Here is a 15,641-nt window from a genome sequence, read left to right as displayed (position 1 = left end):
TCAATACAAAACCATCACCCGGTATTCCATCCGTTTCTGAAGTTTGCCTTCCATTTGAGAAATGGCAGTCTTTACGCTCTCCGGCAAGATATTATTGCCGCAATGATCGTTCATCACCGTAAAAATGGTACGAATCTGTGTTTCACCCATGTGTTCCACCATTTCATGACATAACCAGACACAAAACCGTTCATTCCGTATGTCCACACCCATTGATTCATCCCGGGCTGCATCCATAGTTGCCAGTATTCTGCCTTACAGCCGGTACCTGAAACGGACGCTGGCAAGCGAACCCGGCCTGCAGCAGGAACTGCTGGATCAATTACCGAATCCCTTTTTATGGGAGGAAATGCTCGACTTCCTGCAGCATCCTGCAATCTCTCTCGAAGATGAGGCAGATCTGCACCGGTTATTGCGCCAGTTGCGCAAATGCGTCATCCTGCGGCTGGCCGCGCGTGATCTGGCCGGACTGGCTGATCTGAACGAGGTCATGACGACCATGACCGCACTGGCGGATACGACGATCCGGTTTGCACTGGAATTTCTCCACACAGCCATGACGCACCCCGGCCATTTTGGCAAACCGACCGGAGAAAAAACCGGCACGGAACAGCAGTTACTGATCGTGGCCATGGGAAAACTGGGGGGTGGCGAACTCAACGTATCCTCTGACGTGGATCTGATTTTTATCTATCCCGAAGATGGTGAAACAGATGGCAGAAAATCCATCACCAATCATGAATTTTTTGTCAGGCTGGGGCGCAAGCTGATTGCCAGCCTGAGCGATTATACCGTGGACGGCTATGTATTTCGTGTCGACATGCGGTTGCGCCCGCACGGTGAAAACAGTCCGCTTGCCATCAGCCTGCCCATGCTCGAAGACTATTTCGTCACGCAGGGCCGTGAATGGGAACGGCATGCCTGGATCAAAAGCCGTGTCATCACCGGCTCATCGGTGGCCGAAGCCACGCTGATGGAGTTGATCGTACGTCCTTTCGTGTTCCGCAAATATCTGGATTTCGAAGCCTATGAAGCAATGCGCAGTCTGCATGCGCAGTTACGCAAGGAAGTCGATCGGCGCGAGCTGCACGACAATATAAAACTGGGCCCTGGCGGTATCCGGGAGATTGAATTCATCACTCAGGTATTCCAGTTGATCCGGGGCGGACGTGATGCCGATCTGTGCATTCGCCCCACACTGGGTGTCCTGCGACGGCTGCGGCAGAAACAACCCCTTCCCGGACAGACGATCGAAGAACTGACCGAAGCTTACTGTTTCCTGCGCAAACTCGAGCATCGCCTGCAATATCTCGATGACCAGCAAACCCAGAATCTGCCGCAACATCCGGATGAGCAAACATTGATTGCAAGAAGTATGGGATTTACCGGCTATGGCGATTTCCTCGATCATCTCGATCTGCACCGCCAGAACGTTACCCGTCATTTCGAACAGATTTTTGCGGCCCGCCGCAAATCTCCCCGACACGATACATTTGCCCGGATCAGACCGGAACAGTCCGGCGATCATGAAACGGTCGAAGCCTTCAGCAAACAACTGCAAACACTGGGATACCTCGATCCCGGCAAAATTACCGCGCGCGTCCGGCAGTTTTACGACAGCACATTTTTCCGGCAACTGACCCACTCCAGCCAGGAACGCATATTCGAACTGATGCCCACACTGATGGAGGTGATCGCCCGCTTCCCGCCTGTCGACATCACACTGGAACGCATACTGCGGTTACTCGAAAAAATCGGGCAATATCCAGCCTATCTTGCTCTGCTGCAGGAACATCCGCAAACACTGCCGCGTGTCGCCAAACTGGCCAGCGTCAGTCAATGGGCGAGTGATTATCTTGGCAGACACCCGATCCTGCTGGACGAACTGCTTACGTCATCCGGTCTGCACATCCTGCCCGACTGGCCCGCACTCAAAACCGAGCTCACTCACCAGCTGCATCACGTCAACATCCCTAAAGTGCAAATGGTCGAATGGCAAATGGATGTATTGCGCCACTTCCAGCATGCACAGGTATTTCGCCTGCTCGTCACCGATCTCGAAGGGGATCTGTTACTGGAAAAACTCAGCGATCATCTGACCGAGCTGGCCGATCTCATCCTGGACAATGTGCTGCAACTCGCCTGGCAGGGATTGAAAAAGAAACATCGGGAATTGCCCGCTTTTGCCATCATCGGCTACGGCAAGCTGGGAGGAAAAGAGCTGGGCTACGCCTCCGATCTGGATATCGTGTTTCTCTACCGGGACGATCATCCCGATGCTGCATCAATCTATACCAAACTGGCGCAGAACATCAATCTGTGGCTCACTAGCCATACCTCCGCCGGCATACTGTACGAGACCGATCTGCGATTGCGCCCGAACGGGACCAGCGGACTGCTGGTCAATTCTATCGAGGCTTTTACCCAGTATCAGTACGAACAAGCCTGGGTATGGGAACATCAGGCATTGACGCGAGCACGCTTCGTCGTCGGCGACCGTGAAGCAGGTGAAATGTTCGAGCAGATGCGCAAAAACATGCTGTGCCAGCCACGCGATCTGGTGAAACTGAAACGGGAGATTCTGATGATGCGCAGCAAAATGCTGGAAGCACATCCCAATCCTACTCCGCTGTTCGATATCAAACACGACCGCGGCGGCATCATCGATGTCGAATTCATCGTTCAATACCTGGTGCTGGGATATGCGCACCGTTACCCGCAACTGACCGGCAATATCGGCAACATTGCCTTGCTGAAGCTTGCCGGAGAACTTGGATTGACCTCCGCCGGGAAAGCAACCGCAGCACTCACCGCCTACCGTGAGCTCAGGCGAACACAACATCAGCTCAGACTGAGTGGCACGCCCGAACCTGCCGGCACAGCTCTGTCCAGAGATGTATCTCAGAAATTTGCACGGGTAGCAAACAACCATTTAAGCGATGCCAGACAGGCAGTGTTTCAACTATGGGAAGATATTTTCGGAACATGAAGACGACGGTTACAAACAGTGGTCAACACCGCCGATATCACCCCACCTCTCTGAGTTTCCGGCTTTCGGTAATACAGGCAATGAGATAGAATCCTCCCGGCCTGTTTCACCCCGGAGTTTATCAGTGCGTGCATGTTATCCATTCCTGTGTTTGCTGAGCCTCATTTTTATGCTGTCTGCATGTCAGGACAGCAAGCCTCTATTATTCGACAACAACCCTACTCCGACTCCTGCTGATTTGCCGGCACCTGCCAGGCATCAGGTCTCTTTTGCAAAAGAAGTCCAGCCGATCATCGAAACCAAGTGCCTTTCCTGCCACAGCTGTTTTGATGCACCCTGTCAGCTCAAACTGGAAAGTGCCGAGAGTCTGCTGCGTGGCGCTTCTCAGGAACCGGTATACAGCAGTGCACGCACCACGGAGATGAAACCTACCCGCCTGGGCATCGACGAACTCACCGTCGCTGGCTGGCGCAAGCGGGGTTTTTATTCTGTGCTGCAATCAGACAGGGAACACGCTCAATCTCTGCTGAAAAATATGATCACTCTGGGGAAACAGTACCCGTTTCCGCCGAACAGCAAGCTGCCTGACTCGATCAAAACAGGTTTCGCACGCAAAAACCAGTGTGTCTCAGAAGAAGAGTTTCCCGACTATGCGCATGATCATCCATTTGAAGGTATGCCGTTTGGCACCAGCGGACTGACCGATCGGGAATACTCACTCCTGGCCGGATGGCTGAATCAGGGAGCAGCAGTGACAGATGAACCCGTTACGCTGACACGGGATGAGGAACAAACGATCCGGACATGGGAAACGCTGTTCAACCGGGATGACAAGCGTGGCCGATTGGTAGCACGCTGGCTGTACGAACACCTGTTTCTGGCTTACCTGTATTTTCCGGAAGCAGGCGATGAGCCCCGTTTCTTTGAACTGCTGCGTTCATCCACCCCATCCGGCGAAGCCATCATCCCTGTTGCCACAGTCAGCCCGAATAGTGATCCGGGCGGGCCATTCTTTTACCGCCTGCGTCCGATCTCGGGCACGATCGTGCACAAACGGCGTATCAGCTATCCACTCGATCAGACGAAACTGAGGCGCATCAGTGAACTGTTTTTCAGTGAAGACTGGCCCGTGGGAGATCTGCCAGGGTATGACTATACGGAACGTTCCAATCCCTTTGTCACTTTTGCCGCCATACCGGCGCGTGCACGTTACCAGTTCATGCTGGACGAAGCAGAGTATTTTGTGCGCACCTTCATTCACGGCCCGGTCTGCCGCGGCCAGATTGCAACCGATGTCATACGCGATCATTTCTGGACATTATTTCAGTCCCCGGAGTCCGATCTCTTCATTACAGAGGACACCTATCGAAGCCAGGCCATCCCTTTGCTGGGAATCCCCGGGCAGGATGATGATCTGCTCGATGCCGGCGAGAACTGGTTGCGCTATCTCAAACGCCACAATGATTATCTGGCATTGCGCCAGCAACGTTATGTTACGCAACAACCACAGGGCGCGTCACTGGCCCATATCTGGAATGGTGATGGTCACAACGAAAATGCGCTGCTGACCATTTTCCGCCATCACAATAGTGCTTCTGTCGTAAGAGGATTGGCCGGTGCTGTTCCGCAGACCATCTGGCTGATGGATTATCCATTACTGGAGCAGACCTACTATCAGCTGGTCGTCAATTTCAATGTATTCGGCAACGTTGCACATCAAGTCCTGACCCGGCTTTACTTCGATCTGATCCGTAACGGTTCGGAACAGAATTTTGTGCGTCTGCTTCCAGCCGGGCAGCGTAAAACCGTATTGAACGACTGGTACCAGGATCTGGGCAAACTGAAGTTCGGCATCGTTTACGAGGATATTGACGATCGATCTCCCTCAGCAGAGCGCTTCGTCACAGAAAACCCGAAACTGGAACTGGCATCACACATGCTTGAACGTTTCCAGTCCATTAACACCATGTCACATGATCCATTGAATCGCTGCGAACAAGGAAACTGCAGTCGTATTGACCAGCCGCACTGGATACAGCAGGCTGATCGTGCATTATCAGGCATTGCGGCACAGCCTGCTGCCAGTCTGCCGGGAATCGGCCAGCTTCCGGAAGTGACATTCGTACGCATCCGGCATGGACAGAATGAACGCACCGTTTATACCCTGCTGAGAGATCGCGCTCACAGTAATGTCGCCTTCATGCTGGGTGAAGAACTGCGCTATCAGCCTGAAAAAGACCGCATTACCGTTTATCCCGGCATTACCGGCAGCTATCCCAATTTCATATTTGATGTTCCTGCTGCACAAGTTGGGGAGTTCGTAGCGAAATTGAGCAAAGCAGGAAAAACGAAGAACTTTGAACAGATCGTGGAAACCTGGGGAATACGGCGCACGCATCCGCAATTCTGGGAAATTCTGCACGACATCACCGCTTGGCAAAAACAGCAGCAACCTTTACAGGCGGGAATCTTCGATATCAACCGGTATGAGAATTTTTAGGGAAACCGTCAATCACCCATGACCACGCCCTCACGGCGCGGATCAGCCCCGCCAAAGTACCCGCCAGGAATTCGTTGGATGGCTTGCAGACCGCTGGTCATATCCATTTCCTGAACATCGTGCCCCCTGGCTTCGAGTGCTTCGACGGCTGCAGCAGGAAAGCCTTTTTCCTCCAGTAATATGAGATTATTTGCTGAACCGAAGTTGGGAAGATCAATGGCCTGCTGCATATTCAGGCCCCAATGCAAGGTTCCCCACAATATCTTTGCGATGTAGTGGATGATGAAAGCACCGCCAGGGCTGCCGCCGACCATGACGAGCTGGCCGGTGGCTTTGTCGAACACTAGAGTGGGCGACATGGATGAACGGGGACGCTTGCCCGGTTGCACACGATTGGCGACAAGGTTCCCCTGCGCATCGCGTGGCGTGAAGCTGAAATCGGTCAGTTCGTTGTTGAGCAGGAAACCCCTGACCATCTGCCGCGAGCCGAAAGCATTTTCAATGGTGGTGGTCAGCGCCACCGCATGCCCCTGAGCATCGACGATACTGATATGACTGGTACCGTATTCCGGCTGATCAGGCATAGGGGCAAGATTGATTCGCATCCCTTCCGGTTGCCCGGGTCGGGCTACCTTCATCGGCCGATCACCGATCAGTCGCGCCCGCCCGGCCAGATAGCCCGGAGATAACAGGCTCGTCCAGGCGCCTGCGGGCGGTGCCACGAAGTCGGGATCACCCACATATTTCGCGCGGTCGGCAAATGCCAGGCGTGCAGCCTCGGTGTAGAAATGCAACCAGTCAGCCGTCGGCAGGCCGTCGCTACCCAAAGGCAGCGCAGCACCGGGCGTATTTTGCAGGATGCCGAATATCTGGCCAATGGCGATGGCACCAGAGCCGGGTGGCGGAAAACCACACAGCCGGTACACCTTCGGCGGTACGGCATGATCGTGACAGAGTGGCTCGCGCTTGCGTGGCTGATACCCGGCCAGATCAGCCAGGGTGATCTCCCCCGGATTAGTAACATGCGAACGCACCTTATCGACGATGGACTGAGCCACCGGGCCTTCCAGCAATGCCATGGAGCCATGCATCGCAATACCTCTCAGCACCCGAGCCAGCTCAGGATTCCTGAGAACATGCCCGACCGGCCACGGCTGCCCGTTACTGTCGTAGAAGTAAGCTGCAGCCTCCGGATCTTGCCTGAGGTATCGATCCGCAGCCAGCATCGTGTTAAGACGGGCACTGACCTTGAATCCCTGCTCGGCCAGGCGGATGGCAGGCTCGAACAGAGTAGCCCAGGGCAGTTTCCCGTGCTGCTGGTGTACCTGCTCCAGCATGCGAACAACACCAGGTACGCCGACCGAGCGCCCACCCACAGCACCTTCCATGAACGACATGGGCTTGGCATCAGGCTTGAGAAACAGATCTTCGTTGGCTGCAGCAGGAGCAGTCTCGCGGCCATCGTATGCCTCGACCGATTCGCCATCAAAGTACATCAGGAACGCACCACCACCAATGCCACTGGATTGCGGTTCAACCAGCGTAAGTACCATCTGCACAGCGACGGCGGCATCCAGGGCACTGCCTCCAGCCTTGAGGATCTGATAACCCGCATCAGTCGCCAGCGGATTGGCGGCCGCCACGGCAAACGTAGCAGTCTGCCAGCCTGGTTTTTCGGTATAACCGGACGAACCTTCCGGTTGAACCGGAACGGTGTAGTTCAGGCGGGCGGGCTGAGTGTTACATGCAGCCAGTAGTACCGTTAAGAGTAAGGTGGCCAGTTTGATGCGAAAAATCCACATAGAAATTCTCTCCTATGGAGTTAGCGCGCGATAATGATGATCATGGCCTTCATCCGCGGAACTGTTACCGGAAAATATCTGAATCTCACATGCTGATACTGGAATAATCCCAACATTTCGCGTACCAGACGTTGGATACTTGATGGAGAGATGCCTCAGAACCCGTTCAAAATAGTCTGACGGAGAACAGAATGATATGGAAATGATCAGTCCGGAACGATTGATCTAATTCCAAGAATAGTGGGGTGGCTGATGGGACTCGAACCCACGACAACCGGAATCACAATCCGGGACTCTACCAACTGAGCTACAGCCACCATGGATCTGAAAGACTAACTTGATCTGATCAGGACAGATCTGATCAGTTTTGGCGTGCCCGACAGGAATCGAACCTGTAACCCCCAGCTTAGAAGGCTGGTGCTCTATCCGGTTGAGCTACGGGCACTGCTACTCAAACCGGGCTTTGGCCCGTATCAATGACACGAAAACTGGTCGGGGTGGAGAGATTTGAACTCCCGACATCCTGGTCCCAAACCAGGCGCGCTACCAGGCTACGCTACACCCCGGAAAAGTCGGCACTATACCGATTAACAGGCCCAGCGTCAATCAAACTCCACATCCATACAACAGTAAAATTGATTTACTCCTGACTCTCTGTCGTTAAGAAATGATTTTTTACTGAAAGAGTGATTTCAAATTGCTTATGAGGCCAAGTTCTCTAGAGCGTTTTTCTTCTAGTTGGAATCGAAGAGATTCCCCTGTGAGTTAAAATAAGAAAGGATAGGGATGGAGGTGAGAGATGCCGAAAGCTTATTCTGAGGATTTGCGCCGCCGAGTTGTAGCGGACACGGACAAGGGTCTGAGTATCAGGGCTGTTGCTGATAAATATTCAGTCAGCCCGTCATTTGTATCGAAGATAACCTGCCTTGTGGAGACGGGAAGGGAGCGTTTCCCCGCGCAAGATTGGGGGCTACCGGCGTCATGCGTTGAGAGCCCATGCTGCAGAGGTCAAGGGCAAGCTTCTGGAGGATAAGGACATAACGCTTGCGCAGCTGCGCGATTGGATTGAAGAGACTTTAGGGATTCGTGTCCACGTTTCCTCGGTTGACCGGTTTATCCGCTCGCTGGGATACAGTTATAAAAAAAACACTGTGGGCCAGCGAACAAGAGCGTGCTGACGTGGCGGCAGCAAGGCTCATTTGGCAAGACTGGCAAAAGACCTGCAATCCCGCTCGTCTGATCTTTCTCGATGAAACGGGAGCAAGCACGGACATGACGAGGCGGCATGGCCGCTGCCCTGTGGGAGAGCGATGCTATGACCATGCTCCCGGCAGTCACTGGAAAACCATGACTTTCGTTGCCGGACTGCATCTTGACGGTTTGCTTGCGCCGTGGTGTCTGGATGCACCCATGAATGGCGCAGCTTTCCTCGCTTATGTGGAAACCCAGCTCTGCCCTGCACTCAAGCCAGGTGATATCGTCATCTGCGACAACCTGAGCAGCCACAAGGTTGCCGGCGTGCGGGACATGATCAAGGACAAAGGTGCAGAAATCCTTTATCTGCCACCTTATTCTCCCGACCTCAACCCCATTGAGCAGGTCTTCTCCAAAATCAGAATCCTCCTGCGTAAAGCCGCCGAACGATCTTTTGATGCTCTCTGGGCCGCCATCGGACGCATCGTTGAGACCATCCAGCCCCAGGAATGCCGCAACTACTTCACCAACTCCGGCTATGTGTCTAACTAAACGAGAAATGCTCTAAGAACCTGTTTACGATCTTTTAAGTAGTAATGCCAGGAAAGCCAGATGAATGAACTGTAAGCTGGTGTTGAGCTTACGCTCGCAGTTTTTCCATAATCTTCTGCTCTTCTCCAGCCAGGCGAAACTACGCTCGACGATCCAGCGTTTGGGCATAACTTTGAAGGTATTCGCACTCAAATTGGCATCGCAGAATGCTGCTTTACCCTGATTGCTCCAGCATACGTACTCTACTTCTCCACCAGGTTTGCCAAAAATCTCATACACAGCCGACATAATCGGTACATGGTCTCCAAACCAGCACAAACTTGCAGGCTACCTGCATTCCGCCAATGTTTGACGCAATCGGGCAACCATTTGATCAGCATTACGTAAGTGACGAAGATAAATCGTCAAATCATCACAGCCCGCGGGCGGCGGTTCGGTATACAACGACTCGATGTCTGAATGAGCCACCTGCTCAAGATGTAACGGCCCGTGGTTCTCCATGGTGATGACAAAGATAAAGAGCGGGCCCGCAGCATCTCGTAAAATAGCACCCACTTTATCAGCGACAGCAGCATCACCGATATAAGGGCCAGACCGCATCGTATCGTCAAATGTACGGATATCGAGAAATTCATCAAAACCGAGGCAGGGGTATACCCGGTCGCGTCGATAAAAACTTGCCGGATAAGGATGAATACAAACCGTACGATAACCCAGATTCTTTAGAAATGATGCCAGTGATGGGATGTTCCAGCCGGCCGCTATAGCACGATAGGGATTGAAACGATGGACACCCAGCCCATCCTCACCAATCCCGGAAAGAAAAGCGAATTCGGTACGTACCGTATTGGCTCCCCAGGCAGGTACCTTTAATCTGCCATGAAATAAAGCCTCTTTCTTAAGGCGATCAAATTCAGCCAGTACATCCGGTCGGATCCCTGGAAACAACGGCCGGGGATCGAAGAAAGATTCACTTTGGATAGCCACCAGATGAGGCAAATCATTCATCTGACGTTCTGATACAGAAAAATCAAATGGGGAAGGTATTTTCAAGGGAGTTCTTTCCTCCCGTCCATAACGCCAGAAGCTGGCCAGCAAACCCAGTGCAACGACATCCTGCCGCGGATTAAAACTTACCGGGAGTGATTCATGGTTACCCGCCAGCAGAAACAGTATCCCCAATAGAGACAAGACCAGGATTCCACCCAACTGACCGGACAATATAAATTGTTGTTCAGGAACAGATTCTCCCCATAATCCAATGGATACAGCCAGAATAAACCCGGCTGCCGCACCGAGAAACTTCCACCAGCCTAAAAACGGAATATAAAGACGCGGATGCCGGATTGCATCAGTGAAGTATTCATAATCCTGAAAAACAAAAGGTTCATGCAGCGACTTCACCTTGGCGTTATTCACCAACACCAGCATCAGCATAAAAGCTGAAACAATCGCAACAGAAAACCATGGACGACCTGAAACCAGGGTTATCAGAGAATAAGACAGAAACCATAATCCGCCATGTAATGCCCAGGCCGCCCAGGGTCTCGCAAGTACCGGACGTGGAACCATCAGGCGTTCAATGATTACCGACAGTACCAGACCCGCCAGTGAAGCGGTCAATACTGAAATAAAGCTTTCCTCAGCCACCATAACCCAGTAAACGAACGATAAGAATGGAAACAGAAGCTGGCAGTACTGCCAGCCACCAGGCACCCCAATTCAACGGAAAGGGAAAACTGATACGCGCCCGATCTCGTTCCAGGCCACGTTTTATGACTTTTGCCGCACGATCGGGCGGCCACAGAAAAGGCTTTGAACCCGGCATATCGTCACACATGGGTGACTTGACATACCCCGGCATGATGACATTGATCCCCTCTCTTGCCAGCCAGCCACGCAGCGCCTCACCATACGCCTTGAGGCCTGCCTTACTGGCACAATACGCCGGTGTGACGGGCAAACCGAAATACGCAGCCAGAGAACTGACAAAAGCAATCTGTCCGCTGCCACGCATTCGCATGGATGGAAGCACAGCATGCACAATAACCATTGCAGCCTTCAGATTGACATCCAGTAAGGCCTCCACCTCATCCAGCGGCTCAGATTCCCCTGCAGAACCAACATGTGTATTCATACCCGCATTGACGATCACCAGATCGAGTGGCTCCAGCACTTTCAGCCCGTCTTGCAGAGCAACGGAATCGCGCAAATCCAGACATTGCATCAGGACATGCGCCCCTTTCAAACGGCAGCGTTCCGCCACTTCAGCCAGCTTTACCGCATTACGACCCTGCAAATGAAGTGTTACGCCATGTTGCGCATATATTTCTGCCAGTGCAGCACCAATCGCCCCTGTTGCACCAGTAATCAGGATACTTCGTCCACTTTTATCAGGTAGCCTGCTCATTTCCACGTATTCCCCGCCAGGACCAGAAAAGAACCATGCCAAAACCTACACACACAGTGAAATTCAGCGGTATCAGGAAATAATTTCCTTTCTGAACAGCCGCCAGAATCGCCAGCATTTGATGATATATTCGTAAGGTATGAGTCCTCGTAAGGTTTTGAGTCATCTGGCGAAGTTGTAGGCATTCAGGAAGTTGTAGAGATGCTCTCGCAACTGTTGATGATTTTCGTAATGATATCGTTTGACAGTTGCTTCCTTGAGGGTACGGTTCATGTGCTCGATCTGGTCATTGGCATAGCTGATTTCCAGTACAGAAATCCAGACCTTGGCGATGTTATGAGTGATATCGCAATCGACGGCAGGCAATGGACAGGTTGAGTATCTGCCGGGCACAGCCGGCACATAAGCGCACAAAACGCTGAATGCTATCCAAACTCTGTATGTTATTGAGTTGTGTGTGGAATCATGCAAATTGCAATTACAATTTGCATGATTAATTAAAACTACTTCACAAGTACTGTGATTAGAATTCGCATATAGTCATCAGCAAACCCAACCTTGCTTCAAACAGGCTTATTAATTACATCAACAGTTCTTCAAGATTCCCACCTGCTTCAAGGTGCTCTTTTATCCACCCGGGCTGACGCCCGCGCCCCGACCAGGTCCGATTACCTTTTTTATACAAAGGAGGAAAAATCATTTTTTTCTGCTTCTCACCAAAGCCTAAATCTTTCTCAGTGATGCCATATAGCTGAATCTTGACTTTGATATCCGCAATAATATCGGCTATCTCTTTCGCACGAATTTCATTTGCCTGCTTTTGCAATTTCCTGATTTCTTCCTGAATCTCGATATAAGTTAAGTTTTTCATTTTCGATAATTAAATTATTTTCTAATTTTTTCCTTGCAAGATTCTGTGACGTAATGACGAATAATGGAAGAGTATTCTGCCACGGAATACCCCGTTAGCAATGGGGCTTGCAGTTCTATACATTATTAACCTGTACACGGCAACTTCTTTAGTTTTGGAGCATTTCTATCCGCCACCCTATATAAATCTTCCGCAGAAGTAATGTCATACCATTCAATCTTTGCTTTGATATCGCTGGTAATAACAGATAGCTCTTCTTCGCGAACCATTCCGATCCGTTCTCAAAACTCTCCGATTTATCCCTGAATCATTACTCACTCCATTTGCAGCAATCTGTTCCAGTTCTCCTCATCCAGCAGACCGGCCGCCGCAGGCACAACAACAGCATCCCGATAACGCCACGCCAGATAATCGCGCTTTCTTTCCTGATAAGGCAACCCCTTGCCTTCGAGCTCCGGCAGATATTCCACCATCCAACGCAGACGCGAAAACCAGGCAAGCATTACGTAACGAATCACGCTCCATACCGAGAGCCCAGATTAACAGAGCTCTGGCATCAGGGGCAGAAGAACTGTGCTTGATGGTTGGCAGCCACGCTCTCCGTACCACCCGTGGTGGTACCAGGTGAATGAATACTAAAATTGTCTTAACCGATGCTGCAGACGACTCCCAAAATCCTTCAGTGGCTTATCTGCCAGCAAACTATAACGCGCCAGAAAAAATCGATCCAACCGATTCCCCCAGACACCAAACTCTCTTCGCAAAATACGTGTGGCCTCGACGACATCCATCATCTCTTCATCACAGGAAGCAAAGCAAGAATCTCCTCTGCTGCCAAAGCAGCGCCATTCATCTGTATCTCTGGCTTCTCAGCAGGGGTATCAGCCAGCATTTTCAGCAAATTTGCGACAGCCTCGCTGCGCTGTGTATCCGTCTCGCAAGGCGACACCACCGCTGGAATCAGCTCAGCCACCATCTGCGCGCGGCGCACCTGATCATCCGCCAACTTATCATTAGGCACCAGCAGCGCCGGAATACCCGACTGCACCAGCTCACAGCAACTGTTATAGCCAGCCGCCCCGACGAAAACATCAAAAGCACGGAGATACCGCGCAAGAGGATACACAGAAACAGATTTCACCCCGGATGGCAATTCAACATCGCGCACAGAAATCGGTGCCCGCGCCCATATCACCTGAAAGCCTGCTGCTGTAAACAACCGGATCAAACCATGGCCGATCCCGCTGACATCCTTGAGATTGCCCGGCCCAAGTGAAAAAAGGGCAAAACGCCCCTCTTCCGGCAAATTCAGTGCTTTGCGGGCCTGCTTTCTATCCAGTAACGCTTCAGACTCCAGCAAACATACCGGCGGCACCGTTACCCGTTTACCACCACCCTCAAGCGGTAACTCAGACTTCACTGCGCCAAGCTCACCCGGTTGAATAATCAGATCAAACAGATTTTCATCCGCCGGCGCGTGCATTACATCTTCTTTAAGCAAGCCACGATTAGACCAAACCAGGGCTGATGTACCATGCACTTTGCACGCGGCCAGAAATCCCTGGAACGGCCAGGTACCATCAAACACAATTACCTTTGGCTGTACCCGCTCCAGCATCAACCCAAAACGGAAAGTCAGCTCACTATTCCAGTGAAACGAAGCATTGGCCGACCAGAAATGAGAAACAAAATAATCCGCCTCAAACCCCATTTCCTCAATCATTTCAATAGCAGATGCCAGAGAAAAGAAAACAGGGCGTACCCGGGCCTTTCAACTGTTGCGCATACACCAGACAACGGTTCAGATGCCCCATACCGGAGCCATTAACGTTGAAAAACAGAATACTTGGTAACTTCGGAGATTTAAAACCCTGCACTGATCTTGTCACAAATCATTACCAAACAAATCCCGCGTATAAACCTTATCTTTCACATCATCGAGCTGTGCTGAACAGCGGTTGGCCACAATCACATCGCTCATCGCCTTGAATGCGGCCAAATCCCTGATCACACGGGATTTATAAAAATCCGGCGCATCCAGAACCGGCTCGTATACCACCACCTCGATTCCCTTGGCCTTAAGCCGCTTCATCACACCCTGCACACTGGAAGCACGGAAGTTATCACTACCAGCTTTCATCACCAGCCGATAGATTCCCACTACTTTGGGATTACGCCGCACAATGTCATCCGCCACAAAATCCTTGCGTGTGCGGTTAGCCTCCACAATGGCCTGCACCAGGTTTTGCGGTACCTGGGCATAATTGGCCAACAGCTGCTTGGCATCCTTGGGCAGGCAATAACCACCATAGCCAAAGCTGGGGTTGTTGTAATGGCCACCTATCCGCGGATCCAGCCCTACGCCTTCGATAATCTGGCGTGTATCCAATCCGTGCACAGCAGCATAAGTATCCAGCTCGTTAAAAAACGCCACACGCATTGCCAGATAAGTATTGGCAAACAACTTGATCGCCTCAGCCTCGGTGCTGTCAGTCAGCAACACGGGTACATCTTTTTTGATAGCGCCTTCACGCAGCAAATCAGCAAATACCTGAGCACGATCTGAGCACTCACCCACCACAATGCGGCTGGGGTGCAGGTTATCGTACAGCGCCTTACCTTCACGTAAAAACTCGGGCGAGAAGAAGATGTTGCCGCTACCCGTTTCTTCTCGCAAACGCCGGGTAAAACCCACTGGTACGGTGGACTTGATCACCATCACCGCCCGTGGGTTGATAGCTAACACATCACGCACCACAGACTCCACTGAGCGGGTATTGAAATAATTGGTCTGCGGATCGTAATCCGTGGGTGTGGCAATGATCACCCAATCCGCCTCGGCATAAGCCTGCTGCTTATCCTGCGTAGCACAAAAATTCAATGGCTTGTGCGCGAGAAAATTCTGAATCTCTGCATCTTCAATAGGAGACTGCCTGTTATTCAACAACTCCACCTTATGTGCATCAATATCCAATGCAGTCACTGCATGGTGCTGTGCCAACAGCATGGCATTGGAAAGACCGACGTAACCAGTTCCAGCGATAGTTATTTTTTTCATTTCAGTAAGTAGTAAATTGGTGAGTAGTGCGTGGCAACTTAATCAAATACCTCAGCTTCAATAAAAGACTTCCCTTTAGGGAACCTCAGAAAAACGTCGACGAGGCAGTCAGTTCAAGGCAAAAATCGGTGACGCAAGCAAAGCGTAGCGAACAGCCGTAAGGCTGGCCCGTAGGGCGAGGCGCTGGCGCCGAGTAAAAAGCGGAGTTTATACATAATAAATGAGCATTTTAAGCCGATTTTTAACGCAGAAATAGCAACGCAGG

At 51.6% G+C, this 15,641-nt stretch carries 12 protein-coding genes, 3 tRNA genes and 2 pseudogenes; 4 read left to right on the top strand and 13 right to left on the bottom strand.

Annotated features, from left to right (window positions below):
- Positions 1-213 (bottom strand): hypothetical protein, encoded by a 213-nt coding sequence (locus HRU73_RS03500; protein ID WP_287399477.1) that lies wholly within the window; start codon positions 211-213, stop codon positions 1-3.
- On the opposite strand from HRU73_RS03500, the gene glnE reads away from it, so the two are divergent.
- A complete protein-coding gene (gene glnE, locus HRU73_RS03495; protein WP_287399476.1) occupies positions 200-2,989 on the top strand; it encodes a bifunctional [glutamate--ammonia ligase]-adenylyl-L-tyrosine phosphorylase/[glutamate--ammonia-ligase] adenylyltransferase in 2,790 nt (929 codons plus the stop codon). The two genes, HRU73_RS03500 and glnE, sit on opposite strands and share 14 nt — an antisense overlap.
- 169 nt (positions 2,990-3,158) lie before the next feature.
- On the top strand, positions 3,159-5,489 hold the full coding sequence (locus tag HRU73_RS03490; RefSeq protein ID WP_287399475.1) for a fatty acid cis/trans isomerase: 2,331 nt from the start codon (positions 3,159-3,161) through the stop codon (positions 5,487-5,489).
- Positions 5,490-5,497: 8 nt separating this feature from the next.
- On the opposite strand, the gene HRU73_RS03485 is transcribed toward HRU73_RS03490, so the two are convergent.
- From HRU73_RS03485 to HRU73_RS03470, 4 genes are all read right to left on the bottom strand, one after another.
- Positions 5,498-7,291, bottom strand: coding sequence for a gamma-glutamyltransferase family protein (locus HRU73_RS03485; protein ID WP_287399473.1), 1,794 nt, complete (start codon positions 7,289-7,291; stop codon positions 5,498-5,500).
- Between the two features lie 241 nt (positions 7,292-7,532).
- Positions 7,533-7,608 (bottom strand) — tRNA-His (locus HRU73_RS03480).
- Between the two features lie 51 nt (positions 7,609-7,659).
- Positions 7,660-7,736, bottom strand: a tRNA-Arg gene (locus HRU73_RS03475).
- 44 nt (positions 7,737-7,780) lie between these two features.
- A tRNA-Pro gene (locus HRU73_RS03470) sits at positions 7,781-7,857 on the bottom strand.
- 360 nt (positions 7,858-8,217) lie between these two features.
- On the opposite strand from HRU73_RS03470, the gene HRU73_RS13525 reads away from it, so the two are divergent.
- Together HRU73_RS13525 and HRU73_RS03465 are read left to right on the top strand one after the other, a co-directional pair.
- A complete protein-coding gene (locus tag HRU73_RS13525; RefSeq protein ID WP_502709304.1) occupies positions 8,218-8,469 on the top strand; it encodes a winged helix-turn-helix domain-containing protein in 252 nt (83 codons plus the stop codon).
- The gene (locus tag HRU73_RS03465) at positions 8,378-9,037 is read left to right on the top strand and encodes an IS630 family transposase (protein ID WP_502709303.1); all 660 of its coding nucleotides are present in this window, start codon (positions 8,378-8,380) and stop codon (positions 9,035-9,037) included. The genes HRU73_RS13525 and HRU73_RS03465 overlap by 92 nt, the downstream gene beginning before the upstream one ends.
- A 24-nt stretch (positions 9,038-9,061) precedes the next feature.
- Here HRU73_RS03465 and HRU73_RS13375 read toward each other — a convergent pair.
- The 8 genes and pseudogenes from HRU73_RS13375 to HRU73_RS03425 form a co-directional block, all read right to left on the bottom strand.
- Positions 9,062-9,220 (bottom strand): annotated as a pseudogene (locus HRU73_RS13375) (transposase); the annotation flags it as partial.
- 144 nt (positions 9,221-9,364) lie between these two features.
- Entirely contained in the window at positions 9,365-10,690 is a 1,326-nt protein-coding gene (locus HRU73_RS03455; RefSeq protein WP_287399471.1) for an LTA synthase family protein, read from the bottom strand.
- The gene (locus tag HRU73_RS03450; RefSeq protein ID WP_287399469.1) at positions 10,680-11,447 is read right to left on the bottom strand and encodes an SDR family NAD(P)-dependent oxidoreductase; all 768 of its coding nucleotides are present in this window, start codon (positions 11,445-11,447) and stop codon (positions 10,680-10,682) included. The genes HRU73_RS03455 and HRU73_RS03450 overlap by 11 nt, the downstream gene beginning before the upstream one ends.
- 165 nt (positions 11,448-11,612) lie before the next feature.
- Positions 11,613-11,744, bottom strand: a pseudogene (locus HRU73_RS03445) (IS481 family transposase); the annotation flags it as partial.
- Between the two features lie 283 nt (positions 11,745-12,027).
- Positions 12,028-12,273, bottom strand: coding sequence for an H-NS histone family protein (locus tag HRU73_RS03440; RefSeq protein WP_425595633.1), 246 nt, complete (start codon positions 12,271-12,273; stop codon positions 12,028-12,030).
- Between the two features lie 359 nt (positions 12,274-12,632).
- Complete coding sequence (locus HRU73_RS03435; RefSeq protein ID WP_287399468.1) at positions 12,633-12,836, bottom strand: hypothetical protein; 204 nt, start codon at positions 12,834-12,836, stop codon at positions 12,633-12,635.
- Between the two features lie 272 nt (positions 12,837-13,108).
- Positions 13,109-14,029: a glycosyltransferase gene (locus HRU73_RS03430; protein ID WP_287399467.1), complete on the bottom strand. Its 921-nt coding sequence runs from the start codon at positions 14,027-14,029 to the stop codon at positions 13,109-13,111.
- A 174-nt stretch (positions 14,030-14,203) separates the two neighbouring features.
- Positions 14,204-15,376 (bottom strand): nucleotide sugar dehydrogenase, encoded by a 1,173-nt coding sequence (locus HRU73_RS03425; protein ID WP_281870779.1) that lies wholly within the window; start codon positions 15,374-15,376, stop codon positions 14,204-14,206.
- Positions 15,377-15,641 lie beyond the last annotated feature (265 nt).

Origin of the sequence: Nitrosomonas sp. H1_AOB3, assembly GCF_015709435.1 — a bacterium.
GTDB lineage: Bacteria > Pseudomonadota > Gammaproteobacteria > Burkholderiales > Nitrosomonadaceae > Nitrosomonas > Nitrosomonas europaea.
This window is presented reverse-complemented; position numbering and strand designations above follow the sequence as displayed.

Excerpts from the sequence above, each read along its gene's own strand:
- glnE (WP_287399476.1), top strand. The coding sequence starts at position 200 with ATGTCCACACCCATTGATTCATCCCGGGCTGCATCCATAGTTGCCAGT.
- HRU73_RS03500 (WP_287399477.1), bottom strand. The coding sequence starts at position 213 with ATGGGTGTGGACATACGGAATGAACGGTTTTGTGTCTGGTTATGTCAT.
- HRU73_RS03490 (WP_287399475.1), top strand. The coding sequence starts at position 3,159 with ATGCTGTCTGCATGTCAGGACAGCAAGCCTCTATTATTCGACAACAAC.
- HRU73_RS03485 (WP_287399473.1), bottom strand. The coding sequence starts at position 7,291 with ATGTGGATTTTTCGCATCAAACTGGCCACCTTACTCTTAACGGTACTA.
- HRU73_RS03455 (WP_287399471.1), bottom strand. The coding sequence starts at position 10,690 with ATGGTGGCTGAGGAAAGCTTTATTTCAGTATTGACCGCTTCACTGGCG.
- HRU73_RS03450 (WP_287399469.1), bottom strand. The coding sequence starts at position 11,447 with ATGAGCAGGCTACCTGATAAAAGTGGACGAAGTATCCTGATTACTGGT.
- HRU73_RS03430 (WP_287399467.1), bottom strand. The coding sequence starts at position 14,029 with ATGGGGTTTGAGGCGGATTATTTTGTTTCTCATTTCTGGTCGGCCAAT.
- HRU73_RS03425 (WP_281870779.1), bottom strand. The coding sequence starts at position 15,376 with ATGAAAAAAATAACTATCGCTGGAACTGGTTACGTCGGTCTTTCCAAT.